Raw genomic sequence first — 26,703 nt, 5'->3', positions numbered from 1 at the left:
CCGACTGCTCGCTCCGCTCAGAGGCGGAACCGCTCGCCCAGATAAATTTCGCGCGCCTTCGGGCTCGCGGCAATGGTCTCTGGATCGCCCTCCTCGAGGATCGTGCCTTCGTTGAGAATGTACGCGCGGTCGCAGATGCCGAGCGTCTCCCGCACGTTGTGATCGGTCAGCAGCACACCGATGCCTCGCTCTTTGAGCTGCACGATGATGTTCTGAATATCGATCACGGCAATTGGATCAATCCCGGCGAACGGCTCGTCGAGCAGGATGAACGACGGCGCGATCACCAGCGCGCGCGTGATCTCGAGCCGTCGCCGCTCGCCGCCCGACAGCGAGCTCGCGCTGGCGTTTGCGAGGTGCGAGATCGACAGCTCTTCGAGCAGCTCCTCGAGGCGCGCGCGACGTTGCTCGGTGGTGAGCGGCAACGTCTCGAGGATGGCTTCGATGTTCTGCGCCACGGTGAGGCCGCGGAACACCGACGGCTCCTGCGGCAGGTAGCTGATGCCGTGACGCGCGCGACGGAACATCGGCTCGCGCGTGAGCTCCTTGTCGCCGAGCGTCACCGAGCCGCTGTCCGGACGCGTGAGCCCGACGACGCAGTAGAAGGTCGTCGTCTTGCCGGCGCCGTTCGGACCGAGCAGACCGACCACCTCGCCCGGATGGACCTCGACCGACACCGACTTCAGCACGCGACGGCGTCCGTAGGACTTCTCGAGCGAGTTCGCGCGCAGCACGGCTTGTCCGCGCGCGCGTCCCACCGCGGGTCCGGGGCCGGTCATGCCGAAGGCGACCGCGCTCACCGTCCGGCCCCCTGCGCACCCGCGCTCGCCTCGGCGCGCTTGCTGCCGTCGACGTCCAGCGCGCTGCCGCTCCTGCTGTTCGGGTAGAGGATCGCCGACACGCGCTTCTGCGGGCTCGACTCGACGACGCTGCGTCCTTCGTCGAGGTAGACCACCAGACGGTCGCCCGTGACCTCGTTCGGACCGTCGTGCAGCACCGGGTTCTCGAGCAGCACGATCTGCCGCTTCTGCTGATCGAAGATCGCCTTGCCGCCGGTCGCCTTGCGCTCGCCCTGGGTGATGACCACGTCGCCCACCGCGGTGACGTCGCGCAGCTCCATGCTGTCGCTCTGCTCGTCGCGGGCGAGGTTCACCACGAGCTCCTTGCAGTCGATCGCAAGGTCTCCCTGCTGCACGTTCACTTCGCCGCGGTAGATCACCTTGTTTGCTTGATAGTCGAACTCGAGCTGATTCGAGCGTACGACGATCGGCTCGTTGCGCGAAGAGAGCGAGAGATCGCCGAGAAAGCCGGTCTCGGACTTCTTCTCGTCGGCGGCCGGCGCCGGCGTCTGCGGCGCCGCCTGGGCACGCGCGCCGGCGCTCGGGAAAACGAGCGCCACGGCGGCGACGAGCAGCGTGCGCGCGAGCCGCTCGCTCCCGGTCATCGCACGCCTCATGGCACCACCACCGCTGCGACCCGCGCCGCCTGCGGCACCGCGGCCGCCGGCTGCTGGATCTTGCCGTCCGGGCCGTCGCCCTTCTCGCCCTGAAAGGTCGTGGTCACTCCTTTCGCAAAGAGAACACGCTGCGACGGGATGTCGAGCACCATCGTGTTTCCGGCGAGCGAGATCTCCGGGCTCGTGAGGCTCACGTCGCCCGGCGCGACGATCGCGTTGAGGCTCTCGACGTAGATCGCCCGGTCGGTCTGAAGGAAATACTCCCCCACGGTGACGTCGATCCCACCGTCGAGCTCGATCTGCTTCACGTTGCCGCCGTCGAGCTGGATCTTGCCCTGGTGGCCGGTCACCGCGACGTTGCGCCCGTCGTCGGTGAAGAAGGCGAGCTTCGGCTCCTCGACCACGACCTCACCCTTGCTGGCGAAGTACTCGGCCTCGCGGGCCGTCAGCTCCCACACCTTCCGCCCATCCTTGACCTTGACGCGCCGGAACTCCTTCATCCGCTGCGATACGTCGGGCTCGAGATCGGGTGGCGGCGGGGCTTCGGCGACCTGCTGGGCGACGAGCGTGCGGCCGAGGACGAAGCCCAGGCCGGCGAGCGCCAGCATCACCGCGACGATCAACGCCAGCCTGACGTGGCTTCGCTGCACGCGCTCCTCTCCGGCGACACGCAATTTCGATACCACGCGGTACCGACCGAGTAAAGCTTCATTTTCCTATGAAATTCGCAGAGTTAGCGATTTACGCCGCGACCACGGCGTCGCGCGGACGATCTTTCGGCATCTCGCGCCAGCGGCGGTGCCACCAGACCCACTCGTCGGGCCGGCGGCGGATCTCCTGCTCGATCAGCGCGGTGAAGGACGCGGTCGCGGCCTCGACCCAGGCGTCGCGCGACGCGACGTCGCCGCCGGTCGCGGCCGGCAGCTCGGGTCGTCGGATCGAGATCCGGTGGCGGCCGTCGGGCAGGCGGTGGATGAAGGCGCCGATCACGCGCGCGCCGGTGCGCTGCGCGAGCAGCGCCGGGCCGATCGGAGTCCACGCCGGGCGGCCGAAGAACGGCACCTGCACGGCCTGCCCGCGCGTCGCCTGGTCCATGAGGATCGCGAGGATGCGGCCGTTCTTCAGCGTGCGCAGGATCCGACGCGACGCCCCCGGTCCGTCGCGCAGCACGGTCTCGACCCCGAACTGCGCGCGCAGCGCGATGTTCTCGGCGTTGAGCCGCTCGCCCTTCACCGGCGTGGCGATGACCGTCACCGGGTAGCCGTGCATCCCGAAGTACGCCGCGAGCAGCTCCCAGTTGCCGATGTGGCCGGTGACCGCGATCACGCCGCGTCCCGCGGCGAGCGCCTCGTCGAGGATCTCCACGCCCTCGGTCGAGACCACGTCGTCGATGCGCGCCGCGAGGTCCGCCATCCGCACGATCTCGATCACCGAGCGCGCGTGGCCGCGGAACATGTCGCGCACGAGACGCTCGTGCGCGTCGCGACCGAGCTCGGGCAGCGCGAGCGCCAGGTGCTCGAGCGACAGCTCTCGCACCTCGGGCAGGATGCGCGGCACGAGCGCCCCGACGCGGTCGGCGAGGCGCAGTCCGCGCTCGAGCCCGAGCGCGCCGAGCATGCTGCGCGCGCCGCGCAGCAGCGCGACCAGCGCGCGGTCCCGACCGGCGCGATATGCCGCGCGATAGCGGCGCGCCATCAGACGACGCCAGCGCGCAGCAGGTCGTGCATGTGGACGACGCCCGCCGGGCGGCCGTCGGCCTCGACGATGAACAGCGACGTGATCGAGTGCTGCTCCATCAAGGCGAGCGCGCTCTCGGCGAGCGCTCCCGCGGGCACGGTCTTCGGGCTGCGCGTCATCAGGTCGCCCGCGGAGAACCGCAGCAGGTCGCCGTGCGCCTCGATCGCGCGGCGCAGGTCGCCGTCGGTGATGATGCCGACGAGCGCGCCGTCGGGCGCGATCACGCCCGTCAGACCGAGGCGCTTGGCCGACATCTCGCGCAGCGCGGTGCGCATGTCGGCGTCGGCGGGAACGAGCGGCATCTCGTCGCCCGTGTGCATCAGCTCGTCGACGCGCATCAGGCGACGCCCGAGCGCGCCGCCGGGATGCAGCGAGCCGAAGTCCTCGGCGCTGAACTGCCGCCGCTCGAGGAGCGCGATCGCGAGCGCGTCGCCGAGCGCCAGCGTCGCGGTGGTGCTCGCGGTGGGCGCGAGCCCGAGCGGGCACGCTTCCTCCGCGACGCTCACGTCGAGCACGACGTCCGCGGCGCGCGCGAGCGGCGACGAGAGGTCACCGCACACCGCGATCACCGGCAGACCGAGCCGACGCGCCGGCGGCACCAGCGCGACGACGTCCGTCGTGCCGCTGTAGGACACCGCGAGCAGCACGTCGCCGCGGGTGAGCATCCCGATGTCGCCGTGCAGACCTTCGGCGGCGTGCAGGAAGAGCGCCGGCGTCCCGGTCGAGGCGAGCGTCGCGGCGATCTTGCGGCAGATGAGCCCCGACTTGCCGAGACCGCTCACCACCACCTTGCCCTGGCAGTCGGCCATCACGTCGACGGCGCGCGAGAACTCCTCGCCGAGACGCGCGGCGAGCGCCTCGAGCGCACGCATCTCGATCGCGAGCGTGCGCCGCGCGCTCGCGAGATCGGCGTCGACCGTGGCGCGCGGGTCGCGCTGCGGCTCGGCGCGTCCCTTCACGCGCCCTCCCCCGTCGCGCGCGCTTCGCGCGCCACGGCGTCGAGCGCGCGCAGCGTGCGCAGCAGCCCCGGCAGCTGGTCGAGCGGGTACGACGTCGCCGCGTCCGACAGCGCGCGCGGCGGGTCCTCGTGCACCTCGAGGAACACGGCGTCGACCCCGACCGCGACCGCGGCGCGCGCCAGCGCCGGCACGAACTCGCGCTGCCCGCCCGACGCGGTGCCCGCGGCGCCGGGCAGCTGCACGCTGTGCGTCGCGTCGAACACCACCGGGAAGCCGGCTTCCGCGAGCACGACCAGCGAGCGCATGTCCGAGACCAGGTTCTGGTAGCCGAAGCTCGCGCCGCGCTCGGTGACCAGCAGCTTCTCGTTGCCGGTCGCGCGCGCCTTCTCGACGACGTGCTTCATCTCCCACGGCGAGAGGAACTGACCTTTCTTGAGATTGACGGGCTTGCCCGAGCGCGCCACGGCCTCGATGAAGTCCGTCTGGCGACAGAGAAAGGCCGGGGTCTGCAGCACGTCGACCGCCTGCGCGACCGCCGCGACGTCCTCGCGCTCGTGCACGTCGGTGAGCACCGGCAGACCGGTCGCGTCGCGCACCTCGGCGAGGATCGCGAGGCCCTCGTCGCGTCCGAGGCCGCGGAACGAGTCACGCGACGTGCGGTTGGCCTTGTCGTAGGACGCCTTGAAGATCAGCGGCATGCCCAGCTCGCGCGCGAGCGCGGCGAGACGCTCGGCGTGCCGCAGCGCCGAGTCGCGGCTCTCGACGACGCACGGGCCGGCGATGATCGTGAGCGGCGCGCCGCCGCCGATGCTGAGCGGTCCGACCTCGACCCGCCTGCTCACCTTCCGGATCCCGCGGCGGCCACGCTCGACAGCAGCTCCGGCTGGTGCCCCGACACCCGGTCGCGATGGTCGATCGCCGCGCGGATGAAGCTCTTGAAGATCGGATGGCAGTCGAGCGGGCGCGACTTGAACTCCGGGTGGAACTGGCTCGCGAGGAACCACGGGTGGTTGGGCAGCTCGATCATCTCGACCAGCTTGCCGTCCGGGGACAGCCCGGAGAACACCAGCCCGTGCTTCTGCAGCAGCTCGCGGTACTCGTTGTTGAACTCGTAGCGGTGGCGATGCCGCTCCGAAATCTTGCGCTTGCCGTAGACGCGGGCGGCGAGCGAGTTCGCCTCGAGCGTGCACGGGAAGGCGCCGAGGCGCATCGTCCCGCCCTTGTCGACCACCTCGCGCTGCTCGGACATCAGCGTGATCACCGGGTGCGGCGTGTCGGGATCGACCTCCGTCGAGTTGGCGCCCTCGAGGCCGCAGACGTGACGCGCGAACTCGATCACCGCCATTTGCATGCCGAAGCAGATGCCGAGGTACGGCACGCCGTTCTCGCGCGCATACTTGACGGTCGCGATCTTGCCCTCGGTGCCGCGCGGCCCGAAGCCCATCGGCACGAGGATCGCGTCCGCCGAGCGGATCTCCTCGACGATGCCCTCCGTCTCGACGCGCTCCGAGTCGATGGGAATGATGTCGACGCCGACGTCGTTCGCGACGCCGCCGTGCACGAGCGCCTCGTTCAGGCTCTTGTAGGAGTCGGAGAGCTCGATGTACTTGCCGACCATCGCGACCTTGACGCGCTCGCGCGCGCCCTTGATGGTCGCGACCAGCTTGCGCCAGCGGCCGAGGCTCGGCGCCGCGGTCCAGATGTTGAGCTTCTCGACGATGCGCTCGTCGAGCCCTTCCGCGTGCAGCTCGAGCGGCACCTCGTAGACCGAGCTCACGTCGCGCGCGGTGATGACCGCGTTCTCCTCGACGTTGCAGAAGTGGGCGATCTTCGACTTGATCTTCGGGTCGAGCGGACGCTCGGTGCGGCACAGCAGGATGTCGGGCTGGATGCCGAGCCCGGTGAGCTCCTTGACGCTGTGCTGCGTCGGCTTGGTCTTCACCTCGCCGGCGGTCGCGATGTAGGGGACGAGCGTCAGGTGCACGTACAGCACGTGCTCCTTGCCGCGATCCCAGCGGAACTGACGGATCGCCTCGAGGAACGGCAGGCTCTCGATGTCGCCGACGGTGCCGCCGATCTCGCCGATCGCGATGTCGTAGCCCTCGGCGGCGGCGAGGATGCGCGACTTGATCTCGTCGGTGATGTGGGGAATCACCTGCACCGTGCCGCCAAGGTACTCGCCGCGGCGCTCCTTCTGGATCACGGCGTAGTAGATCTTGCCGGTGGTGAAGTTGTTCATCTTCCCCATCGGCGTCGAGACGTATCGCTCGTAGTGACCCAGATCGAGGTCGGTTTCCGCGCCGTCGTCGGTGACGAACACCTCGCCGTGCTGGAAGGGGCTCATCGTCCCGGGATCGACGTTGATGTACGGGTCCATCTTGATCAGCGTGACCCGCAGTCCTCGCGCTTCGAGCAGCGCGCCGATCGACGCCGACGCGAGCCCCTTGCCGAGCGACGACACCACGCCGCCGGTGATGAAGATGAATTTTGTCTTGCCTTGCCTCGACCCGCGCTCAGCCATGTCGCTCCCGCAGGTTTGCGGTCCCCGTCCCCTCCCGGCCCGGGCGCGTGGCGAACAGCGCGCGTACCCGTTCCAGGTCCTCCGGCGTGTCCACCTCGATCATCGCCGGGCTCGCTTCCACGATCGCGACGCGGATCGACTGGCCGTGCTCGAGCACGCGGAGCTGCTCGAGCTTCTCCGCCCTCTCGAGCGGCGTCGGCGCGAGCTTGGCGAGCCCGAGGAGAAATGGCCTGCGATAGGCGTAGAGCCCGATGTGGCGCAGCGCGATCGGCGCTTCCCCCGCGACGCCGTCTTCCGGCTTCACGCCCCACGGAATCGGGCTGCGCGAGAAGTACAGCGCGTCGCCGAAGCGATCACGAACCACCTTGACCACCTGTGGGCGCTCGGCCTCGCCCGGCGCGAGCGGCGTCGCGAGCGTCGACATCGACGGCGTCGGCGGCGTCGTCTCGCCCGCCACCTCTGCGGACGGCTCGAGCGCCGCGACCGCGGCCTCGATGTAGCCCGGCTCGAGCATCGGCAGGTCGCCCTGCACGTTGACGATGATGTCGGCGGAGAGATTGCTCGCCACCTCCGCGATGCGATCGGTTCCCGAAACGTGGCTCGGGCTCGTCATCACGACCTCGCCACGCTCACGCTCGACCGCGACCGCGATGCGCTCGTCGTCCGTCGCCACCAGCACGCGATCGACGCCGCGCGCGAGCTCCGCGCGACGCAGCACGTGCACGATCATCGGCTTGCCGTTGATCTCGGCGAGCGCCTTCCCCGGGAGGCGGGTCGAGCCATAGCGTGCAGGTATGACGACGACGACCGACATGCGATGCTCGATGGCTCCCCGTGAGGCGCGTCAAGATGATCGACGCTACGGGAGGCCCTTGTAGCACCCGGGGTGAGTAGCCTGTCAACGTCGCCCCGGACGCCTTGAGCGACGCGCACTTTCGCGTCGTCACCGCGCCGCGTGTTCGCTTCCGCGCCTCGCAATGGTAAGCGGTGCCGCATGGCGGGACGGATTGCTGCGAGTCTGCCGGCTCCTCCGGACATGAAGATGTCACAGCGTGTCGCGCAGCGCGCGGAGGAGCTCGGCTACGAGAGCCTGTGGATCGCGGACGTCGGCGGACCGGATCCGTTCGTCGTCGCAGCGGCGGCGGCCGCGGTGACGTCGCGCGTGCGCATCGGCACCGCGGTGATTCCCGCCTACACGCGCACGCCGCCGGTGATCGCCGGCGCCGCCGCGTCGTGCGCGGAGCTCGCGCCCGGACGCTTCATCCTCGGCATCGGCGCGTCGAGCGAGAACATCGTGCAGAACTGGAGCGGCATCCCGTTCCGTCGTCCGCTCACGCGCGTGCGCGAGACGGTGACCACGGTGCGTCAGATCCTCGCCGGGGAGCGCACCAACTTCTCCGGCCGCACGCTGTCGTCGCACGGCTACCGCCTGCTGATGCGCACGCCGCAGCCGCCGATCCCGATCCACGTCGGCGCGCTGATGCCGCCGATGCTCGAGCTCGCCGGCGAGATCGCGGACGGCGTGACGCTCAACATGATGCCGGTCGAGGTCGTGCCGCGCATGATCGAGCACATCCGCGCCGGCGCCGCGCGCGCGGGCAAGGATCCCTCCTCGCTCGAGATCGTCGCCCGCTTCCAGACCTGCGTGACCGACGACAAGGCGAGCGCGCGTGCCGTGCTGCGCGCCGCGTTCGGGCCGTACTTCGCGACCTCGGTTTACAACCGCTTCGTCGCCTGGTGCGGCTTCGACAAGGAAGCCGCGGAGATCCTCGCCGGCTGGCAGGCGAAGGACCGCGCGCGCGTCGCCGCCGGCGTGACCGACGACATGCTCGACCGCATCGGCATCATCGGCAGCGCCGAGGAGTGCCGCGAGCGCATCGAGGCCTTCCGCGAGGCCGGCGTGACGACGCCGATGATCTCGGCGTTCTACCCCGACGAGGCGGTCATGTGGCGAACGCTCGAGGCGCTCGCGCCGCGCTGACGCCGAAGCTCGCGCCGCGCTGACGATGCGTCCCGGTGCGCACCCGCGCCGGGACGTGCCTGCTCGTTCTGCAGGCAGCGCAGCGACGACGACTACGCGCGCCCGACGATCAGCACACGCGCGAGCGACGATGAACGCCTCCGCCGAGCGAGCGTCCGTCGCTCGCTCACCCCACGCGGCGCATGGCGCGCACGGCCGACGGGCTCGTGCCGAACCAGCGGCGGCACGCCTTGCCGAACGCCGCGAGGTCGGCGAAGCCGACGCGCAGCGCGATCTCGCCGAGCGGCAGCGGAGCGCCCGCGCCGTGCTCGTTCGCGAGCAGACGGCACGCGAGCGTGCGTCGCACCTCGTCGACGACGTCGCGGTACGAGACGCCCTCCGCGGCGAGCCGGCGCGCGAGCGTCTTGCCGCTCATGCCGAGCGAGCGCGCGAGCGTCTCGCGGTCGAGGCGCGCGCCGCGCGCGAGCGCGTCGCCGACCGCGGTCGTGAGCCGCGCCCGCGCCGACGTCCGCGCGGCCGCGACGCTCGCGCTCGGCGCCTCGTCGATCGCCGCGCGAAGCAGCGCCGCCGCCTCGGGGTTCGCCGCGCGCAGCGGACGCGCGAGGTCGGTCGCGCGCAGCACGACCTCGGTCGCGGGCTGCCGGAAGCTCACCGGGCAGCGCAGAGCCTCCTCGTAGACTCGGGGCGACACGCCGGGCGCGTGGCGAAACGCGATGCGCAGCGGCGGCGCGCCGTCGCGCCGCAGCGCGATCGCGGTGCGTCCGACCAGGTACTCGACCGCGTGCCGCGACACCTCGTCGCCGAGCGCGAAGCGCACGACCGCCGTGCGCTCGCCACGCTCGACCTGCACGACGTCCGGCATGCCCCACGAGCGCGCCGCGGCGCGCGCGAACGCTTCGAGCGCGTCGCCGACCGTGCGCTGCGCGCGCGTCAGGTAGGCGAGCACGCCGCGGCCACGCGCGCGCTCGGCCATGCGCAGGCCGAGCAGCGGCTCCGCCGCCATCCGCTGCGCGCGCTCGAGCACGCGGGCGAGGAGCCGCGGCTCGCGCGCGAGCGTCCCGTCGTCGAGCGTCGCCTGCGGCAGGCCCTCCGCGGCGCACACCGCGCGCGGATCGAGCCCGACCGTGGTGAGCTCCGCGAGCAGCACGCGCACCGCGCCGTCGAGCGACATCTCCTCGTTTCCTAGCCGAAGTTGTCCGCCGCGGACCAGCCCTTGTCCGCCGCGGACAACGTACGACGCGCGCGGCGCGCTACATCGGGCCCCATGCCGACGCGTCTCCCCAGCCTCGCGACGACCGTCACCGTCGCCGCCGTCTTCACCCTCGTCGCCGCGTCCGCGCTCGACGCCGCCGCCCAGACGCCCGCCGAGCGCATCACGCCGCGCCCGCTGCCCATCCCGGGACGCACCGAGTGGCGTCCGCAGGGCTGCCGCAGCGTGCCGCCGTCGCACCCGGTGCTGACGCCGCGCACCGCGTTTCGCCGCGCGCACGGCGACCTCGAGAGCAGCGACGAGGTGCTGCTCGCCTACCCGCCCGTCTTCGAGCGCGAGTGGATCGCCGAGCCGCAGCTCTACCAGGTGACGACGCCGTCCTTCGACCGCGCGGGCAACCTCTACATGTCGCCGCTCCTGCCGCACGAGCCGATCCTCATGCTGTCGCTCGACGCCCGCACCGGCGAGCGCCGCTTCGTCGTGCCGCTCGGGTCGGGCGACCGCGGTGGTGGCGTCGTGCCGCTCGTGCTGCGCGACCCGGAGTCGGGCGACGACGTGATCTACGCGCACGGCTACCAGCGCGTGGTCGCGGTGCGCAGCGACGGCCGCGTGGTGTGGGACGCGCCGACCGGGCTCGGGCCCGCGACCACCGCGGTGCAGTCGCCGATCGGCCTCGCCTGGGAGCCCGTCTCCGACGCGATCGTCGGGCTCACGCGAGACGGCTTCCTCTTCCTCCTCGACCGCCGCACCGGAACGGCGCTTCTGCCGGCGCCGCTGCAGCTCCCCGGCGAGCCGTCGCCGCCGCAGGAGAGCGAGGTGTCGCCCGAGCTCGCGGCGCAGGTCGACGCCCTGCTCGCGCCGCTCGTCGCCTTCACGCCGGGACGCGGCGTGCGCGACCTCATCCAGGTGCTGCTCGGCGGCAGCAGCGAGATCGCGAACAACCTCTCGGTCGATGCGCGGCGCGGACGCCTGTGGATCGCCGCCACCGCGCGCGACGACGCCGACGGCACGATCGACGGCGTCTCCGAGCTCGGCGCGCTCTACCGCTTCGACGTCGTGCGCGACGGCGCGCGCGTGGAGCTCGTCGAGGCGTGCCACCACACGTTCTCCGGCGGCTCGGCGTCGACGCCGACGCTCGGCCAGGACGGCACGCGCGTCTACCTCGGCGACGACGCGGGTGCGCTGCTCGCGCTCGAGGCGGAGGACTGCAGCGAAGCCTGGCGCGTGCCGCTCGACTCGCAGATCTTCGGCTCGATCGCCGCCGGCTCCGACGGCCGCGAGCTCTTCGCCGCGTCGGCGCGCGGCGTCTTCCAGGTGTTCGACGAGGGCACGCACGGACGACGCGGCTGGACCGCGGCGCTCGACCTCTACGACGTCCCCGACGACCTCGGCGGCTACGGCGGAATCAATTTGCTCTTGACGGGCATCGGGGCGAACGGCCTGCTGCTGCAGTCGGGCGTCGGCCTGATGACCGCGACGCAATCGCTGCCGGTGCGCACCGGCATCGTCCACCTCGACCGCCTGACCGGGCTGCCGCGGTGGTTCGCGGACGGCCTCGAGGAGTCGCTCGGCGCGATGAGCACCGGCGAGGACGGCGCTCTCTACCTGCCGCAGGCGCCGCTGCGCCGCGCGTTCTCGCTCGCGATCGGCATCACGAACGAGCCGCTGATCGGCGGGGTCTCGAAGTGGTCGTCGACCCGCGACGACCTGCTCGCGCGCGACGCCGCGTGCGCGGCCGCCGACCGCGCGGCGAACGCGCTCGCGCACGCCGCCGAGTGCCCGGATTCCGCGGCGGCCGACGCGGAGCAAGTCGAGGTGCTGCGCCGTCAGATGCAGGACGCGGTCGAGCGCGCGCTGGGCCGCGGCGAGCTGTCGTCGAGCGTCGCGCGCCGCGTGCGCGCGCTCGCGGCCCTCGCGGCGGCGGGCGACGGCAGCCCGCTGCTCGCCGGCGACGACCAGCCGCTCGCGCTCAGCGCGGTGCGACGTCCGGGACAAGGGCTCGACGCCGCCGGCGTCGCGCGCTTCCACCGCCGCGCCGCGGACGCGCTCGGCCGCGCGTGCCGCCTGCTCGCGCGCGAGTGAGCGGGTGACCGAGCTGGCGCGCCGCGGCGCGCGTCAGCTCGACTCGCCCGGCGGAGCGGGCTTCGCTTCCTCCGCGGCGGGCGGGATCTCGGCGAGGCTCAGCAGCACGAAGCGCGTCCCCTCGACGAGCAGCACGCCCTCGACCCGATCGCCCGGCTCGATGCCCTCGAGTAGCTCGTACTTCGCGACCGGGAAGGGCATGGTCATCGCTTCCATGAACCCCGCGATCGGCTCGTGGCGCAGCATCACCTCGTTGCGCGCCGCCGCGACCGAAACCACCTCGCCGCGGATCGGGTAGAGCTTGCCCTCGGGCAGGCTCGTGCACGCCGCGATCGTCATCCCGAGAATGGCGGCGCCCATCCGCCGCAGGTCACGAGCTCGCATCGTTCACCGTCAAGACAAAGCCGCGGAATGCGAAGTCGCCGTCGTCGAAGTCGACGACGCCGATCGTGAAGGCGTAGACGCCGGGCAGGAGCGGCGTGCCGCGCATGTGGCCGTCGTCGCGCAGCTCGATGCCGGGCGGCAGGTTGCCCTGCTCGAGGAACCAGGCGTCGCCGCCGCAGTCGGAGTCGAGGTCGAAGAAGTAGGGCACGCCGACGACGCCGTCGGGGAGCGACTCGCTCACGATCTTGACGTCGCAGCCGCCGCACGCGACCGGTCCGCCGAGCGGCAGCGCGACGACCAGCAGCCCGACGACGAGCGACGGCGCCGCGAGCCAGCCGAGGACGCTTCGCAAGGACATGGCGCGACGATACTCGCGCCTGCCGTCGGATACCAGCTTTCGGCGCCGTGCGGGCGTATCGCTCGACGCTCCGCGCACGTTCGTCGGCCGCAGCAGCAGCGACGCAGCGCGCTCGTCAGTGCGTCCGCACGCCACCGCCGACGCGCTCGACGAACAGGAAGAACAGCCCGCAGGCGACGTAGCCCAGCGCCCAGCGCCAGCCGCTCGCGAAGCCGATGTCGTACGTGCCGCCCGACGGCGTCAGCGAGCCCGCGTGGACGAAGCCGAAGAACGCGATCGTGGCGCCGATCAGCGCCCACACCGCGGCGGTGCGAAACTCGCGGTCGATCAGCTTCGCGCTGATCGCCGACCACACCATGCAGGTCAGCATGAAGCCCTGCGACAGCGCGACCAGGCCGGAGAGGTCGAGCCCCGCCATCGCGAAGGCGCGCGGGTCGGCGAGCGCGCGCGCCGCGACCGACGGATCGCCGACCGCGTTGCCCGCGGCGCCGAGCGTCTGCGTCAAGATCAAGGCTCCCCAGCCGGCGAGCGCGGGAAAGAGCCCGACGGCGACCGCCGGCGCGTGCTCCGACGGCGTCGCCTGGAACGCCTGCGCGGTGATGATGATGCCGATCCACAGCACGATCGCCATGCCGGCTTCCATCGGCACGAAGGTGTTGATCAGGTACGTCAAACCAAAGAGCGACAGCACGGCGAAGAAGACGCCGTTCAGCACCGAGTAGCCCGAGCGCGCGCCGAGCGCCTTCCAGCCCGGGTGGCCGATGTAGATCGTGGTCGGGAAGCAGGAGCCGAACATCGCCGCGAGCACCGAGCCGACGCCGTTCACCGTGAGGCTCGGCAGCGTCGGGTACGGGTCGCCGGCGGCCTCGGCGGACTCGATGTTCTGGAGCGAGCCCAGCACGTTGAACAGCCCCATCGGCAGGATGACGGGGATCAGGTACTGCGCGAACAGCGGGTGCGTGAGCCCGGCGACGAGGTCGCCGACGACCGGCGTCGGCAGGTAGAAGCCGACGGTCGCGGTCGCGCCCGCGATGCGCGCCGCGTCGACCGGCGAGCGCTCGCCGAGCGCGTGCAGGAGCCACGCCGACGCCGTGCCGAGGAGCAGCGCCCAGGCGCCGCCCGGGATGCGCAGCGGCAGGTGCACGCCGGAGAAGTACGTCACCAGGATCACCCCGAGCGGCAGCAGCGCGACGAGCGGCGCGCCGAACGTCTTGATCGCGAAGTCCATCGCGATGAAGCTGATCGCGATCCCGGCGAGCGTCGACAGCAGCGCCGCGCGCGGCGTCCAGCGACGCACGCGCTCCGCGACCAGCGCGCCGCCGAGCTCGATCAGCGCCGACAGCGCGCACGACGCGAGCCCGATCCGCCACGCGACGCGTGCGGCCTCCGCTTCGCTCAGGCCCTCCGCCTGCGCCGCGAGCTTGACCGGCAGCATGACCAGCATGACGAACGCGAACAGCGACACGGTGTTGATGCCGTAGGGCAGCGCCGTGACGTCGCGTCGCCCGGTCTGCGCCGAGAGACGCTGCGCCTGCCAGGCGTAGAAGAAGTTGCCGACCACCACCGACAGCGCAGCGCCGGGCAGGATCGTGTCGAGCAGCAGCTCGAGCGGGAAGCCAAGGACCTGCGTGCAGAGCGCGAGGATCAGCAGGAACTGGATCAGGTTGTCGATCGCGAGGCCGAAGAAGCCGTCGACGTCGCCGGGCTGGAAGAGCGGCTGCGGCGTCCCGGCGCGCGACGCAGCACCCGTCGATCGAGAAGGCGGTGGGCTCGACATCGCGCGTTCCCTCAGCAGAATCAGTCTCGCCAGTCCACTGCCGCGAGCCGCTCGACGCTCTCCTGCGCCGCGCGGCGCAGCTCCTCGATCGCTTCGGCAGATGCGTCGCGCGCCTTGAGCGGCTCGCCGGCGACGAGGCGCACGCGTCCCGGGTCATGGCCGAAATTCCGCCCGAAGGCGCCGCGGCGCGCGGCCGGCCGTTCCTCGACCACCGCGATCGGCGCGACCGGCACGCCGACGCGCGCCGCGAGCACGAAGGCGCCCGGCTTGAACTCCGCGATCGTGCCGGGCGCGGGGCGCCGGCCCTCGGGGTACATCAGGATCGAGCAGCCGCGCTCGAGCTGCGGGCGGCAGAGCTCGACCAGGTCCTCGACCGAGGCGCGCGGCGGCAGGAAGAGCTGCCCGGTCTTCGCCGCCATCGGACCGCCGAGCGGGAAGCGACGCAGGTCGGCGCGGATCACCGCGCGCCAGTTGAACGGCACGAGGTGGGTGAAGAGGTACCAGTCCCACTCGCTCGCGTGGCTCGAGACGAAGACGTAGGTCGCGCTCGTGTCGAGCCGCTCGAGGCCGCGCGCCTCGTAGCGGATGCGGCAGCCGCGCAGGATGCCGCCGCTCCAGAAGCGCCGCAGGTGCTCGTGCCCCCAGTCGTTGTCGTAGCCCGCGGCGAGCGCGGCGAGGGCGGGCAGCGTCATCGCGGCCGACACGCCGCCGATGACGCCGAGCCGGGAGAGCGTCACGGCGAGGTCGCGGACGTCGTCGCGCGTCACGGCGAGAGCTCCTCGAGCGTCGCGTGCCACGCCGGCAGCGGACGCGCGAGCTCCGCCTCGAGCTCGCGCGCGAGCGCGCGCGTACGCTCGGGATCCGCGATGAGCGCCTGCGCCCACGCGCCGTCGCCGAGGATCGCGACGTACTGCCCGAGGACGAAGCCGCGACCGTCGTCCGTTGTATCCGCGGTGTCCGCAGCGGCCGCGGGGTTCGCGCGCTGAACTTCGCCTTCGCGCGCGGCGCCCGCGGCGTGCGCCGCGCGCTCGGCGTGCGCGACGCGGTAGCCGACCTCCCAGCGCGCGCCGTCGCCGTCGCGGGCGCGGGAGAGCAGCACGGGCTCGAGCGCCGCGGCTTCTCCTTCGGGAGCGAGCCGGTGCACGAGCGCGCCGGCGTCGCTCGCGAGCACGAGCCACGTGTAGCGCGCGCTGCTCGCGGCGAGCGCGCGCACGGGCTGCCACGCGGATGCGCCCGGCACGAGCGCCAGCGTGCCCGCGTCGACCTCGAAGGCATTGTCGAGCGTCACGTCGCGCGCGAGCGCGAGCAGCGAGCGCGGCAGGTCGACGCGCACGCGCTGCTCGATCAGATCGTCCGCGAGCAGCGCGGTCTGCGCGCGCGGCTCGGTGTCGCGGAGGAGCGCGCGCACCGACGCGGTCGAGCTGCGGCGCGCGAAGCGTGCGCCGACGTCGAGGCCGGTGACCTGCCAGCGGAAGTCCTCCTCGCTGCGCGTCACCGCGAAGCCCGCGGGCAGCGTCGCGGTGACGCGCAGACGGATCGCGTGCACGAGAGGCTTGACGGCGTCTCCGATGCGCAGGTCGCGGTAGAAGCCCGAGCCGTCGGGGAACGCGAGAGAGAAGCGTGCTCCGACGAACGCGATCGCGTCGAGGCGCCCGAGCGGCGGCGGCGCGACCGCGTCCGCCACGCGCGGCACGAGGTAGCCGACGCGCTCCGCGCCGCCGTCGTCGCGACGCGCGCGCACGATCCAGCGCGCGCCCGCGGGCGGCGTCGCAGCACGCGCGCCGAGGTCACGGGCGCGCAGGTGCAACTCGCTGCCGCCCGCGCGCGACGCGAACGCGTCGACCGGCGTCGAGCGTCGGACGCCGGCCTCGTCGAACGCCACGACGTCGACCGGCGGCAGCGGCGACGGGCTCGTGACGACGACGTGGTCGAAGCGCTCGCCCGACGCGGCGGCCGCAACCGCGCACGCTGACACGAGCAGCGCAGCGACGCCGCCCGCCGCGAGCGCGCGCCGCGCCGTCACCACGCCCAGCGCACCCCGCTGCGCCGCAGCTCCGGCTCGACGATCACGAAGTGCGCGAGCGCGCCGACCGCGATCCCGGCCGGCAGGTCGAGCAGGTAGTGACGCTTCAGCAGCACGGTGCTCGCGACGATCGCGAGCCAGAGCAGCGCCGCGATCACGCTCACGCCGCGCGACACCTTGAGCAGCGACAGCAGCGCGAGCGTCGCCGTCGCGACGTGCAGCGAGGGGAACGAGTTCCAGCCGCCGTCCTGCAGCCACGGCAGACGGGGCAGCAGCAGCGCGTCGAGCCCGCCCTCGAGCGGCGGCGGCACGCAGCGCACCGGCACCGTCAAGAAGAAGACGAAGCACACCGCCATGGTCGCGAGCAGCGCGAGCGCGCCACGACGGAAGAAGTGCAGCTCGGGAAAGAACAGCGCGGGCGCGAGCGCGTAGGCGTAGCCCAGCGTGTAGGGCACCGCCGCCCAGCCGACGTACGGGACGTGCTGGTCGAGCGGCAGCGCGAGCGAGAATCCGGCGGCGTCGCCGAGCCATCGCGGGATCCCGAGATAGCCCGCGAAGAAGACCTGTCCGACGATCGCGCCCCAGACGAGGTGCTCGTAGCCGAACGCGGTCGTTACTTGATGCCGACGACCATCGACTCCCGAACGTCGAGCGGCACCACACGGCTCTCGCGGAATCCCGCTTCCTTCATCCACTCGCGGCACTCGGCGCCCGTATAGTCGAAGCCGCCGGGCGTCTCGATCAACATCACGAGGCTCAGCAGCAATCCGTTCGCGTGACGGCGACGCTCGTCGTCGATGATGCGATCGCAGACGATGATCGCGCCGCCGCTGGGCAGCGCCTCGTACGCCTTGCGGAGCAGCATCCGCTTCTCGTCGAGGTTCCAGTCGTGCAGGATGTGCCCCATCACCAGCACGTCGGCTCGCGGCAGCGGATCGGTGAAGAAGTTGCCGGGGACGAAGCGCAGCCGGTCCTGCAGACCGAAGGACGCGACGTACTCCTCGAAGATCGGCTGCACCTGCGGCAGGTCGAAGCCGCCGCCCGTCAAGTGCGGATGCGCGAGCGCGACCTCGACCGGCAGACCGCCCTGCGCCGCGCCGACGTCGTAGAAGGTCTCGTAGTCCTTCCACGGAAACAGCCGCGCGATGCCGCGCGCCGCCGCGAGGCTCACCCCGGTCATCGAGCGCAGGAAGAGCCGCAGCTGCTCCGGATTCGAGTACAGCTCGGCGAAGAAGTCGGCGTTGCCGCCCTTCGCCTCGGGAGACTGCGGCTTGCCGGTCTGCAGCGCCTCGGTCAGCGTCGCGAAGGCCGGGTAGAGGCGCGCGCTCAGCATCTCGATGAAGCCGCCGACGTACGTCGGCTTCTTCTCGTCGAGGTAGAGATCGGTCTCGCGCGTGTTCGCGTAGTGACCGTTCTCGCGCTCGAGCATGCCGAGCGCGACCAGCGCGTCGAAGAAGTCGCGCGCGCTGCGCTCGTGCAGACCGAGCCGCCGACGCAGCGTCTCACCGTCGAGCGGACCGTCCTGCGCGAGCACGGTGAACAGCCGGAGCTCGGCCGCCGACATCAGCGCCTTCGCGGCCCAGAAGCTCTCGGCCAGGCCCAGGATGCCGTCTGGCCGCGGCTCCTCCGCGGGGGGCGTCTTGACATGCTCCTTCATGCGTTCGTCTCCTTCCTGGAGGTCTCGGTCGAGCGATTGACAGCTGGCTGTACGCCATAGAAGGCTCCACCGCCATGGCGATCCACTACGAGAAGGACGGCCACGTCGTCACCATCACGATCGACCGCCCGGAAGCGCGCAACGCCCTCGATCTCGAGCACTTCGGCCAGCTCGCGGACTGCTGGGTGCGCTTCCGAGACGACGATGATGCCTACGTCGCCATCTTGACGGGAGTGGGCGACGTCTACTGCGTCGGCGCGGACCTGAAGAAGTTCATCTCGGTGGTCACCGAGCAGGCCGACAAGCTCGCGGCCGGCGGCTCGAAGCAGCAGGTCGAGGGCTCGAAGTACACCATGGCGCACAGCCTGGTCGCCGTGCTGCGCGACGGCGCGACGCTCCCCGACGGCAGCGAGTTCGCGCTCTACAAGCCGGTGATCGCCGCGATCAACGGCATCTGCGCCGCGGGCGGCATGGAGATGATGTGGAACACCGACCTGCGCGTGGTCGCGGAGGACGCGTGGTTCCAGCTCGCCGAGCCGCGCCGCGGGCTCTTTCCGGGCGGCGGCTCGACGGTGCACAGCGTGCGTCAGCTCTCGTGGTGCAACGCGATGGAGGTGCTGCTGCTCGCCGACCGCATCACGCCGCAGCGTGCGCTCGAGATGGGGCTCGTCAACGCGGTCGTGCCGCGCGACCAGGTGATGGCGAAGGCGCGCGAGTGGGCGGAGACCATCTGCCTCAACGGTCCGCTCGCGGTGCGTGCTTGCAAAGAATCGGCAAAGAAGAGCACCTTCTTGGATCTCAAGGCGGCGCTCGCGAACGAGATGAGCTACTCGACCAAGGTCTTCATGAGCGAGGACGCGAAGGAAGGCATCGCGGCCTTCAAGGAGAAGCGCAAGCCCGTCTGGAAAGGACGGTAGGCCGGCGCGGCGTTCCGCGGTCCGGTTTCGTGGCGCGTCAGCGCGCGATGCGCGCGGTCGCCGCGTCGCACAGCCGCAGCAGGTCGGCGGGACGCAGCGCCAGCTCGAGCCCGCGGCGTCCGGCGCTGACGTACACCGTCTCGAGCGCGAGCATGCTCTCGTCGGCCACCATCGGCAGGCGCTTCTTCTGCCCGAGCGGGCTGATGCCGCCGACGACGTAGCCGGTCGCGCGCTCGGCCTGCGCGGGATCGGCCATCGCGGCGCGCTTCGCGCCGACCGCGGCGGCGAGCGCCTTCAAGTCGAGCGAGCGCGCGACGGGAACGAGCGCGACCACGAGCGTGCCGTCGCACTCGGCGACCAGCGTCTTGAAGACGTGCTCCGGGTCGAGGCCGAGCGCCTGCGCTGCCTCGACGCCGTACGACGGCGCGTCGGCGTCGTGACGGTACTCGCGCAGCTCGTGCCAGATCTTGGCGCGGCGCGCGGCGACGACGGCCGGGGTCACGCGGGGTGCGGCTAGCGGGCGTCCGCACCGGGCGCAAGCGTGCGCCTGGGTGGACGCACGCGCGGTGGCTGCGTACGGCTTACGCGCGTGATCGAGGACGGCGGAGGCGCTGGCAGCGGCGCGGAGGTCGGTGACGACGGGGAGCCCGCCGACGGCGCGGGGAGCGCGAGCGGCGAGGCGGCCGCCGCGGACGCGAACGGCGACGGCCTCACCGACGTCGCACGTGCGGCCGACGTCGCGGACGTCGCGATCGTCGGCGCCGGCGCGGCCGGGCTCGCGTGCGCGATCTTCGCCGCCGAGGAGGCGGCGCGGCTCGCGCGGCCGCCGCGGATCGTGGCGCTCGAGTCGGCGCGCCGGATCGGCGCCAAGATCCTGATCTCGGGCGGCGGGCGCTGCAACGCCACGCACGAGCGCGTCACACCCGAGGACTTCAACGGCGCGCGCAACCCGATCCGCAACGTGCTCGCGGCGTTCGATGTCGAGGCGACCGTGCGCTGGTTCGCGTCGCTCGGCGTCGAGCTCAAACGGGAAGAGACCGGCAAGCTCTTTCCGGTGACGAACCGTGCGCAGACGGTGGTCGACGCGCTCGTCGCGCGCTGCCGCGCGCTCGGCGTCGAGCTGCGCACGGGCTGTCGCGTCGAGGCGGTGCGCGCGTGCACGGACAGCGACGGCGTCGCCGGCTCGCGTGGCTCGAGCTCGCAGACGACCGCGGACGCAGCGGCGCGCTTCGAGGTGACGCACGCGCGCGGCGTCCTGCGCGCACGCCGTCTCGTGCTCGCGACCGGCGGACGCTCGCTACCGCGCACCGGCAGCGACGGCAGCGGCTACGCGCTCGCGCAATCCCTCGGCCACACGGTCACCGAGACGCAGCCCGCGCTCGTGCCGCTGGTGCTCGCGCGCGGCTTCTTCCACGCCGAGCTGCGCGGCGTCTCGCAGCCGACCGAGCTCGCGACCTGGGCCGACGGCAAGCGGGTCGATCGCCGCACGGGCAGCATGCTGTGGACGCACTTCGGGATCAGCGGGCCGGTCGCGCTCGACGCGAGCCGGCACTGGCTCGCCGCGCGCTCAAGCGGCGCGCGCGTCCGCCTCGCGGCGAGCTTTTTCCCCGGCGAGAGCGCCGAGGCGGTCGACGCCCGTCTGCGCGCGCTCGCCGCCGAGCGCCCGCGCGCCTCGCTCGGTCGGCTGCTCGCCGGCTTGCTGCCCGAGCGCCTCGCGCTCGCGCTGCTCCGCGTCGCGGGCGTCGACCCGTCGACGCAGGCCGCGCAGCTCACGCGCGAGCAGCGGCGCGCGCTGGTCGCAGCGCTCACCGACCTCGAGCTGCCGGTCGTCGGCCCGCGCGGCTGGGACCACGCCGAGGTGACGATGGGCGGCGTGCCGCTCGCCGAGGTCGACTACCGCACGCTCGCCTCGCGCCGCGCTCCGGGTCTCTACCTCGCGGGCGAGATCCTCGACTGCGACGGCCGCATCGGCGGCTTCAACTTCCAGTGGGCGTGGGCGACGGCGTTCCTCGCCGGGCGCGCGGCGGCGCGGTCGCTGGCGCAGGACGATCCGCACGCGGCGCCACGGCGCGCGTAGGTCGCGCGGCGGCGCCGCCGGTCAGCGGCTCTTGCCCTTCGTCTTCGGACGCACGAAGCCCGGACCGAAGCGCGCGGTCGTGCGCCGCAGGTCGACCGGCTCGCGGCACTCGCTGCACACGACGACCGCGCGCATGTCGTGGTCGCAGCCCGTGTCGTGCAGGACGAGCGGCGTGCCCTCGGGACCGGTCATCCACTTCTCGCCCCAGGCCGCCATCGCGGCCAGGATCGGGAAGACGTCGCGGCCCTTGTCGGTCAGGCGGTACTCGTAGCGCGGCGGGCTCTCCTGGTACGCGACCCGGCGCAGCAGGCCCTCCTCGACCAGGCGGCCGAGGCGCTGGGTGAGGATGTTGCGGCCGATGCCGAGCGCCGCCTGGAAGTCGTCGAAGCGGCGCACGCCGAGGCAGGCCTGGCGGATGATCAGCAGGTTCCAATGGTCGCCGAGCACGTTGGCGGCGCGCGCGATGGTGCACGGCCAGCCGGAGGTGTCGGTGCGCTTCATCGCCGGGAGCGTAGTCGAGATAGTTGCATCATGAAACTCGCCCGCGTAGGGTTCGTTCCATCATGGAACGGACCCAGGGCGGCGCCAGGCCGGTCGCGCGTTCCGGGCGCGCGGGCGTCGGGTACGACCGGCCGCCGTTCCAGGAAAGGCAAGCGGTGTCAATCATGAATTCCAGTGAGTGGCGGCAGTCCGCGTGCATCCTCTGCGAGTGCAACTGCGGGATCGAGATCCAGGTCGGCGAGGACAAAAGGACCTTCGAGCGCATCCGCGGCGACAGGGCGCACCCCGCCTCGAAGGGCTACACGTGCCAGAAGGCGCTGCGGCTCGACCACTACCAGAACGGTCGCCATCGCCTCGACACGCCGCTGCGTCGCCGCGCCGACGGCACCTTCGAGCCCGTCGACTGGGACACCGCGATCGCCGAGGTCGCCGCGGGTCTCGCGCGCGTGCGCGACACGTACGGCGGCGAGACGATCTTCTACTTCGGCGGCGGCGGTCAGGGGAACCACCTGAACGGCGGCTACGCGACGGCAACGCGCGCGGCGCTCGGCAGCGTGTACCGCTCGAACGCGCTCGCGCAGGAGAAGACCGGCGAGTTCTGGGTCAACGGCAAGATGCTCGGCGGCTACACGCGCGGGGACATCGCGAACGCCGAGGTCGCGGTGTGGGTCGGCAAGAACCCGTACCAGTCGCACGGCATCCCCCACGCCCGCACGACGCTGAAGGAGATCGCGCGCGATCCGTCACGCTCGATGATCGTGATCGATCCGCGGCGCACGGAGACCGCGGAGCTCGCCGACTACCACCTGAGGCTCAAGCCCGGCACCGACGCGTGGTGCCTCGCCGCCCTCGCCGCGGTGCTCGTGCAGGAGGGTCTCGTGAACCGCGCGTGGTGGGCGGAGCACGGCGCCGGCCTCGAGGAGCTCGAGCCCGTCCTCGCCGCCGTGGACGTCGATGCGTACGCACGGATCTGCGAGCTCGATCCCGAGCTCATCCGCCGCACCGCGCGTCGCATCGCGTCGGCGTCGAGCGTCGCGGTGTACGAGGACCTCGGCGTCCAGATGAACCTGCACTCGACGCTGTGCAGCTACCTCGAGAAGCTGCTCTGGGCGCTGACCGGCAACTTCGCGAAGCGCGGCGGCCACTACATCCCGACGTCGATCGTGTCGCTCGCCGGCAGCGGCGTCGAGCGCCGCGAGAAGCTGTCGCCGGTCGTCGGCGCGCGGATCATCTCGAACATGGTCCCGTGCAACGTGATCCCCGAGGAGATCCTCACGGATCACCCGAAGCGCTACCGGGCGATGATCGTCGAGTCGGCCAACCCGGCGCACTCGCTCGCCGACAGCCCGCGGATGCGCGAGGCGCTCGCGGCGCTCGAATTCGTCGTCGTGATCGACGTCGCGATGACCGAGACGGCGCAGCTCGCGCACTACGTGCTGCCGGCCGCGTCGCAGTTCGAGAAGTGGGAGGCGACGTTCTTCAACTTCGAGTTCCCGCGCAACTCCTTCCACCTGCGGCGTCCGGTCGTCGAGGCGCTACCCGGGACGCTTCCCGAGGCGGAGATCCACGCGCGGATCGTCGAAGCTCTGGGCGCGCTCGACGGCGTCGACCTGACGCCGCTGCGCGAAGCAGCAAACGTCGGACGCAAGGAGTTCCGCGACGCGTTTCTCGCGTTCATGGGCGCGCACCCCGAGCTCGAGAAGCTGACGCCGGTGATCCTGTATCGAACGCTGGGTCCGACGCTGCCGAACGGCGCCGCGGCGGCGGCGCTGCTCTGGGGCGCTGCCAACATCGCCGCGCTGCGCTTCCCCGAGAGCCTCGCGCGCGCCGGCTTCGGCGGCGACGATCCCGGCGGCGCGCTGTTCGACGCCATCCTGAGCAGCCCGAGCGGCGTGGTGTTCAGCGTCGACGAGCCCGAGGACTGCTGGAGCCGCGTGCGCACCGGCGACGGCCGGATCCACGTCGACAACGAGATCATGATCCGCGCCCTCGCCGAGCTCGCGACCACGCCGCCGCCCGCGAGCGACCCGGAGTTCCCGTTCGTGCTGAGCGCCGGCGAGCGCCGCTCGTTCACCGCCAACACGATCTTCCGCAGCCCCGAGTGGCGGAAGAAGGACTACGAGGGCGCGCTGCGCATCTCGGAGGTCGACGCCGCACGCCTCGGGCTCACGAGCGGCGACCGCGCCGTGCTGACCACGAAGCGCGGCCGCGCCGAGGTCGTCGTCGAGGTGAGCCCGATGATGCGCCCGGGCCACATCTCGCTGCCCAACGGCCTCGGCCTCACGCGCACGCCCGACGAGCCGCCCGTCGGCGTCCGCCCGAACGAGCTCACGTCGGGCGAGCACCGCGATCCGATCGCGGGGACGCCGTACCACAAGCACGTCCCGGCGCGGCTCGAGCGTCTCGAGGCTCGCGCGTGACGCCTGCGCGCGGCCGCGCTCGCGACCAGCGCGCGCGGTCGCAGCTCAGCGCGGGCGGCCGCCTCCGATGGCCGCCGCGTCCTGGACCTCCTGGTGAATCCGGTCGCTGAGCTCGCGCGCCTTCTCCGGGTCGACGTAGGCGCCGCTCGCGTCGCCGCTCGGGCCGCGCACCGCCTGCGCGCGCAGGTGGTCGGGGAGATCCCGCACGGGCGCGTCCGCCGTGTGCGCCCCGTCGGAAGCCGCCTCGTCGGAGGTCTCGCTCACCTGTCCCGTCCTTTCGCACGCGAGGGCGAGCGGCCCGGGGATCCCGCACGCGACCAGCACGGCCGCGGCGAGCCAAGGAGCGATGTTTTTTGTCTTGCTACGCATGCCCACGCGATCCCTTCCGAGCGATGGCTCGCTCTGCCAGCGTATTCGCGAACGACCGGCCCGCGCAAGGCGAGGGAGGGCCGCGTCGCGCCAGGCCTCGGGGGGCTCGCTCGCCGACCCCGCCGCGCGGCGCGGCCCGATGACGGAGCCGCGCGGCGCGCGCGACGCGATGGCTCGCGACCATCGACGTCGCGCGCGCTCGCCGGGTTCGGCGCTCAGCGCGCGTCGGCGCCGCGTGCGGCGGCCGCCGCGGACCGGATCTGGTCGTGGATCCGCTGCGCGAGCGTGCGCGCCACGTCCGGATCGAGGTACGCGCTGCTCGCATCGCCGCTCGCGCCGCGCACCGCCTGGGCACGCAGGGTCTCGGGCAGCGCGCCCGCCGCGGCGGACGGCAGGCCGTCGAGCAGGCCCTTGCCCTCGCACTCGACGACGTAGCGATCGGGGATCTCGTCGGCGGCGAAGAACTCCGCGACCGGGTCGTCGATGCACACCTCCTGGCTCGGGAACACGCCATGGGTGTAGTCGCGCGTCTGGTAGACCAGGCTCACGTTGCCGAGCAGATCGCGGGTCTTGAGCGCGCCGTCGAGCGGCGTCGCGCCGTCGTACTGGTTCTGCACGAACAGGATGTTCGGCACGCGCCGCGCACCCTCGACGTCCGGCTTCGCGACGCTCGGCCCGCCCCACTCGTCCGTGCAGTTCGCGATGCGCGCGAACACGGGCGCGGTGTCGCGGATCGCCTCGACCTCCCGGATCCAGAACTCCGGATCGGTGGGTGAGGGCCCGTCGTTGCAGACGACCGCCTTGTTCACGGCAGACTCCGGATCGAGCTCCACCGGATCCCGCTCGCCGCTCTTGAGCTCGAGGGTCCCGTCGAGCAGCTCGCTCGCCGCCTCGCGCATGACCTCGTCGACCTCGTCGTCCGGCGCATAGCGGCGCTCGGCGACGCGCGCTTCGAGCTCCTCGCGCGGCGCGTCGGGATGGGCGTGCAGCACCTCGCCGACGCCCTTCGCCGCGCCGAGCTGCACCACCGTGTCGTCCGCCGCCTTCTGCGAGAACAGCAGGCCGTAGAGCTTGCTGCTGAGCACGGTCTGCAGCTCGACCGGCAGCTCGCCGAAGATGCCGCGGATCTCGTCGGGCGACGAGCCGAGCCCGAAGATCGGGTCGAGCGCCGCGGCGTACGGGCTGACGAGCTCGTCGAGGATGAACTGCAGCGGCACCGCCTGGTCGTCGCCCTCCGCATAGAAGCTCGGCAGCGTGTAGTTCACCACGCTGTCGAGCATCATGCGGTCGACGCGCTCGGGGAACCGGCTCGCGTACCAGAGACCGAGCCAGGTGCCGTACGAGTAGCCGATGTAGCTCACCTTCTCGTCGCCGAGCTTCTCACGCACGAAGTCGATGTCGCGCACGACCGCGTCGGTGTTGATGTACGGCGTCAGCGGATTCGCCCGGCACGCGCGCGCCTCGAGAAGCTTGTTCTCGTGGATCGCGTTCAGGTTCTCCGGCGTGAACGCCGTCGACGCCAGGAGCGTCACGTGAAACTGCGCGTCGAGCTCGCAGGTGAGATGCGTCGAGGAGCCCAGGCCGCGCGGCGAGAAGCCGATCACGTCGTACTCGTCCGAGATCCGGCGCAGCTTGGCGCCGAGCGGATCCGACGGATCGGCGAGGGCGAAGAGCGCTCCGAGCTCCGCTCCCAAGGAGAGCCCGTCGGCGCCGGGGCCGCCCGGATTCACGAAGATCGCGTTGCGCCGCCGCGACGGATCGCCCGCCGCGACCCGCGACAGCCCGAGCTCGATCGTGGCGCCTCGGGGATCGTCGTGGTCGAGCGGCACCGCGAGCGTCGCGCACTTCAGACGCTCGCCAAGTTGGTTGATGTATTCTTCGGAAACGGCTTCCGGATCGCAGTCGTGCCACGCGATGTCCGGCTCGGGCGGCGACGACGACGAGCCAGAGCAGGCGGCCAGCAGGGCCGCCATGAGTCCCACAGCGAAACGCTTCGTCCTACTCCACCTCACCATTGCTTCACGACACCTCCGAACGATCGAAAAGTCGGCCGCGCCTGGCGGCCCGCATTCGAAATCGGCAGTGCGTGGCAAAAATTAAGTGCGGTCGCCGATGGCTCGCCGCCCGGCCGCTGCGTCGCGGATCTCGTCGTGGATCTGCTGCACGAGCGCGCTTGCCAGCTCCGGGTCGAGGTACGCCCCGCTCGCGTCGCCGCTCTCGCCGCGCACCGCCTGCGCGCGCAGCACCTCCGGCAGCTCGCTCCCGGGCGCGCTC

Annotated in this window: 25 protein-coding genes; 5 read left to right on the top strand and 20 right to left on the bottom strand. The window is 72.1% G+C overall.

The features are described from left to right. Positions 1–17: 17 nt before the first annotated feature. From lptB to kdsB, 8 genes are all read right to left on the bottom strand, one after another. Positions 18–779 carry an LPS export ABC transporter ATP-binding protein gene (lptB, locus tag VIS07_03050; GenBank protein ID HEY8514472.1) on the bottom strand — a complete coding sequence of 254 codons (762 nt, stop codon included), beginning with the start codon at positions 777–779 and terminating at the stop codon, positions 18–20. Between the two features lie 17 nt (positions 780–796). Then, complete coding sequence (locus VIS07_03045) at positions 797–1,444, bottom strand: LptA/OstA family protein (protein ID HEY8514471.1); 648 nt, start codon at positions 1,442–1,444, stop codon at positions 797–799. Between the two features lie 8 nt (positions 1,445–1,452). Beyond that, positions 1,453–2,106 carry an LPS export ABC transporter periplasmic protein LptC gene (gene lptC, locus VIS07_03040; protein ID HEY8514470.1) on the bottom strand — a complete coding sequence of 218 codons (654 nt, stop codon included), beginning with the start codon at positions 2,104–2,106 and terminating at the stop codon, positions 1,453–1,455. A 91-nt stretch (positions 2,107–2,197) separates the two neighbouring features. After that, complete coding sequence (locus tag VIS07_03035) at positions 2,198–3,151, bottom strand: lysophospholipid acyltransferase family protein (protein HEY8514469.1); 954 nt, start codon at positions 3,149–3,151, stop codon at positions 2,198–2,200. Next, complete coding sequence (locus tag VIS07_03030; GenBank protein HEY8514468.1) at positions 3,151–4,152, bottom strand: KpsF/GutQ family sugar-phosphate isomerase; 1,002 nt, start codon at positions 4,150–4,152, stop codon at positions 3,151–3,153. Before VIS07_03030 ends, VIS07_03035 begins: the two co-directional genes overlap by 1 nt. Continuing rightward, positions 4,149–4,994: a 3-deoxy-8-phosphooctulonate synthase gene (gene kdsA, locus VIS07_03025; protein ID HEY8514467.1), complete on the bottom strand. Its 846-nt coding sequence runs from the start codon at positions 4,992–4,994 to the stop codon at positions 4,149–4,151. The genes VIS07_03030 and kdsA overlap by 4 nt, the downstream gene beginning before the upstream one ends. Further along, positions 4,991–6,673, bottom strand: a complete 1,683-nt coding sequence (locus tag VIS07_03020) for a CTP synthase (GenBank protein ID HEY8514466.1) — start codon at positions 6,671–6,673, stop codon at positions 4,991–4,993. Before VIS07_03020 ends, kdsA begins: the two co-directional genes overlap by 4 nt. After that, entirely contained in the window at positions 6,666–7,487 is an 822-nt protein-coding gene (gene kdsB / locus VIS07_03015) for a 3-deoxy-manno-octulosonate cytidylyltransferase (protein ID HEY8514465.1), read from the bottom strand. Before kdsB ends, VIS07_03020 begins: the two co-directional genes overlap by 8 nt. Positions 7,488–7,667: 180 nt before the next feature. Between kdsB and VIS07_03010 the strand changes: the two genes are divergently transcribed. Beyond that, on the top strand, positions 7,668–8,654 hold the full coding sequence (locus VIS07_03010) for an LLM class flavin-dependent oxidoreductase (GenBank protein HEY8514464.1): 987 nt from the start codon (positions 7,668–7,670) through the stop codon (positions 8,652–8,654). 166 nt (positions 8,655–8,820) lie between these two features. Here the strand turns inward: VIS07_03010 and VIS07_03005 are convergent, their stop codons facing one another. Beyond that, complete coding sequence (locus VIS07_03005; protein HEY8514463.1) at positions 8,821–9,825, bottom strand: AraC family transcriptional regulator ligand-binding domain-containing protein; 1,005 nt, start codon at positions 9,823–9,825, stop codon at positions 8,821–8,823. Positions 9,826–9,918: 93 nt separating this feature from the next. Between VIS07_03005 and VIS07_03000 the strand changes: the two genes are divergently transcribed. Continuing rightward, positions 9,919–11,946, top strand: a complete 2,028-nt coding sequence (locus tag VIS07_03000; GenBank protein HEY8514462.1) for a PQQ-binding-like beta-propeller repeat protein — start codon at positions 9,919–9,921, stop codon at positions 11,944–11,946. 33 nt (positions 11,947–11,979) lie between these two features. Here the strand turns inward: VIS07_03000 and VIS07_02995 are convergent, their stop codons facing one another. From VIS07_02995 to VIS07_02965, 7 genes are all read right to left on the bottom strand, one after another. Beyond that, positions 11,980–12,306 carry a copper-binding protein gene (locus tag VIS07_02995; GenBank protein ID HEY8514461.1) on the bottom strand — a complete coding sequence of 109 codons (327 nt, stop codon included), beginning with the start codon at positions 12,304–12,306 and terminating at the stop codon, positions 11,980–11,982. A 10-nt stretch (positions 12,307–12,316) separates the two neighbouring features. Further along, positions 12,317–12,688 (bottom strand): hypothetical protein, encoded by a 372-nt coding sequence (locus tag VIS07_02990; protein HEY8514460.1) that lies wholly within the window; start codon positions 12,686–12,688, stop codon positions 12,317–12,319. 115 nt (positions 12,689–12,803) lie between these two features. Continuing rightward, positions 12,804–14,465: an NCS2 family permease gene (locus tag VIS07_02985; GenBank protein ID HEY8514459.1), complete on the bottom strand. Its 1,662-nt coding sequence runs from the start codon at positions 14,463–14,465 to the stop codon at positions 12,804–12,806. Positions 14,466–14,485: 20 nt separating this feature from the next. Continuing rightward, positions 14,486–15,232 (bottom strand): lysophospholipid acyltransferase family protein, encoded by a 747-nt coding sequence (locus VIS07_02980; protein ID HEY8514458.1) that lies wholly within the window; start codon positions 15,230–15,232, stop codon positions 14,486–14,488. Next, positions 15,229–16,488 carry a hypothetical protein gene (locus tag VIS07_02975; GenBank protein HEY8514457.1) on the bottom strand — a complete coding sequence of 420 codons (1,260 nt, stop codon included), beginning with the start codon at positions 16,486–16,488 and terminating at the stop codon, positions 15,229–15,231. The genes VIS07_02980 and VIS07_02975 overlap by 4 nt, the downstream gene beginning before the upstream one ends. After that, positions 16,485–17,183, bottom strand: coding sequence for a phosphatase PAP2 family protein (locus tag VIS07_02970; protein ID HEY8514456.1), 699 nt, complete (start codon positions 17,181–17,183; stop codon positions 16,485–16,487). Before VIS07_02970 ends, VIS07_02975 begins: the two co-directional genes overlap by 4 nt. Continuing rightward, positions 17,102–18,145 (bottom strand): methyltransferase, encoded by a 1,044-nt coding sequence (locus VIS07_02965; GenBank protein ID HEY8514455.1) that lies wholly within the window; start codon positions 18,143–18,145, stop codon positions 17,102–17,104. The genes VIS07_02970 and VIS07_02965 overlap by 82 nt, the downstream gene beginning before the upstream one ends. A gap of 74 nt (positions 18,146–18,219) precedes the next feature. Here VIS07_02965 and VIS07_02960 point away from each other — a divergent pair, with 74 nt between their 5' ends. Then, positions 18,220–19,062: an enoyl-CoA hydratase-related protein gene (locus VIS07_02960; GenBank protein ID HEY8514454.1), complete on the top strand. Its 843-nt coding sequence runs from the start codon at positions 18,220–18,222 to the stop codon at positions 19,060–19,062. Between the two features lie 37 nt (positions 19,063–19,099). Here the strand turns inward: VIS07_02960 and ybaK are convergent, their stop codons facing one another. Continuing rightward, complete coding sequence (gene ybaK / locus VIS07_02955) at positions 19,100–19,564, bottom strand: Cys-tRNA(Pro) deacylase (protein ID HEY8514453.1); 465 nt, start codon at positions 19,562–19,564, stop codon at positions 19,100–19,102. 87 nt (positions 19,565–19,651) lie between these two features. Between ybaK and VIS07_02950 the strand changes: the two genes are divergently transcribed. Then, positions 19,652–21,139, top strand: a complete 1,488-nt coding sequence (locus tag VIS07_02950; GenBank protein ID HEY8514452.1) for an NAD(P)/FAD-dependent oxidoreductase — start codon at positions 19,652–19,654, stop codon at positions 21,137–21,139. A 21-nt stretch (positions 21,140–21,160) separates the two neighbouring features. Here the strand turns inward: VIS07_02950 and VIS07_02945 are convergent, their stop codons facing one another. Further along, on the bottom strand, positions 21,161–21,640 hold the full coding sequence (locus VIS07_02945) for a helix-turn-helix domain-containing protein (GenBank protein ID HEY8514451.1): 480 nt from the start codon (positions 21,638–21,640) through the stop codon (positions 21,161–21,163). Between the two features lie 164 nt (positions 21,641–21,804). Here VIS07_02945 and VIS07_02940 point away from each other — a divergent pair, with 164 nt between their 5' ends. Next, complete coding sequence (locus VIS07_02940) at positions 21,805–24,060, top strand: molybdopterin-dependent oxidoreductase (protein ID HEY8514450.1); 2,256 nt, start codon at positions 21,805–21,807, stop codon at positions 24,058–24,060. 45 nt (positions 24,061–24,105) lie between these two features. Here the strand turns inward: VIS07_02940 and VIS07_02935 are convergent, their stop codons facing one another. Both VIS07_02935 and VIS07_02930 read right to left on the bottom strand, forming a co-directional pair. Next, positions 24,106–24,435 (bottom strand): hypothetical protein, encoded by a 330-nt coding sequence (locus tag VIS07_02935; protein HEY8514449.1) that lies wholly within the window; start codon positions 24,433–24,435, stop codon positions 24,106–24,108. A gap of 209 nt (positions 24,436–24,644) precedes the next feature. Beyond that, positions 24,645–26,402, bottom strand: a complete 1,758-nt coding sequence (locus VIS07_02930; GenBank protein ID HEY8514448.1) for an alpha/beta fold hydrolase — start codon at positions 26,400–26,402, stop codon at positions 24,645–24,647. Positions 26,403–26,703: the final 301 nt, after the last annotated feature.

The organism is Candidatus Binatia bacterium, assembly GCA_036563615.1.
Classification (GTDB): domain Bacteria; phylum Desulfobacterota; class Binatia; order UBA12015; family UBA12015; genus DATCMB01.
This window is presented reverse-complemented; position numbering and strand designations above follow the sequence as displayed.

What these genes read in the sequence shown, in the direction of transcription:
- VIS07_02990 (HEY8514460.1), bottom strand. Translation starts at nt 12,688, where the DNA reads ATGTCCTTGCGAAGCGTCCTCGGCTGGCTCGCGGCGCCGTCGCTCGTC.
- VIS07_03020 (HEY8514466.1), bottom strand. Translation starts at nt 6,673, where the DNA reads ATGGCTGAGCGCGGGTCGAGGCAAGGCAAGACAAAATTCATCTTCATC.
- kdsB (HEY8514465.1), bottom strand. Translation starts at nt 7,487, where the DNA reads ATGTCGGTCGTCGTCGTCATACCTGCACGCTATGGCTCGACCCGCCTC.
- VIS07_02945 (HEY8514451.1), bottom strand. Translation starts at nt 21,640, where the DNA reads ATGAAGCGCACCGACACCTCCGGCTGGCCGTGCACCATCGCGCGCGCC.
- VIS07_02930 (HEY8514448.1), bottom strand. Translation starts at nt 26,402, where the DNA reads ATGGCGGCCCTGCTGGCCGCCTGCTCTGGCTCGTCGTCGTCGCCGCCC.
- VIS07_02960 (HEY8514454.1), top strand. Translation starts at nt 18,220, where the DNA reads ATGGCGATCCACTACGAGAAGGACGGCCACGTCGTCACCATCACGATC.
- VIS07_03000 (HEY8514462.1), top strand. Translation starts at nt 9,919, where the DNA reads ATGCCGACGCGTCTCCCCAGCCTCGCGACGACCGTCACCGTCGCCGCC.
- VIS07_03005 (HEY8514463.1), bottom strand. Translation starts at nt 9,825, where the DNA reads ATGTCGCTCGACGGCGCGGTGCGCGTGCTGCTCGCGGAGCTCACCACG.
- VIS07_03035 (HEY8514469.1), bottom strand. Translation starts at nt 3,151, where the DNA reads ATGGCGCGCCGCTATCGCGCGGCATATCGCGCCGGTCGGGACCGCGCG.
- VIS07_02985 (HEY8514459.1), bottom strand. Translation starts at nt 14,465, where the DNA reads ATGTCGAGCCCACCGCCTTCTCGATCGACGGGTGCTGCGTCGCGCGCC.
- lptB (HEY8514472.1), bottom strand. Translation starts at nt 779, where the DNA reads ATGACCGGCCCCGGACCCGCGGTGGGACGCGCGCGCGGACAAGCCGTG.
- VIS07_03010 (HEY8514464.1), top strand. Translation starts at nt 7,668, where the DNA reads ATGGCGGGACGGATTGCTGCGAGTCTGCCGGCTCCTCCGGACATGAAG.
- VIS07_03045 (HEY8514471.1), bottom strand. Translation starts at nt 1,444, where the DNA reads ATGACCGGGAGCGAGCGGCTCGCGCGCACGCTGCTCGTCGCCGCCGTG.
- VIS07_02995 (HEY8514461.1), bottom strand. Translation starts at nt 12,306, where the DNA reads ATGGGCGCCGCCATTCTCGGGATGACGATCGCGGCGTGCACGAGCCTG.
- VIS07_02940 (HEY8514450.1), top strand. Translation starts at nt 21,805, where the DNA reads ATGAATTCCAGTGAGTGGCGGCAGTCCGCGTGCATCCTCTGCGAGTGC.
- VIS07_02965 (HEY8514455.1), bottom strand. Translation starts at nt 18,145, where the DNA reads ATGAAGGAGCATGTCAAGACGCCCCCCGCGGAGGAGCCGCGGCCAGAC.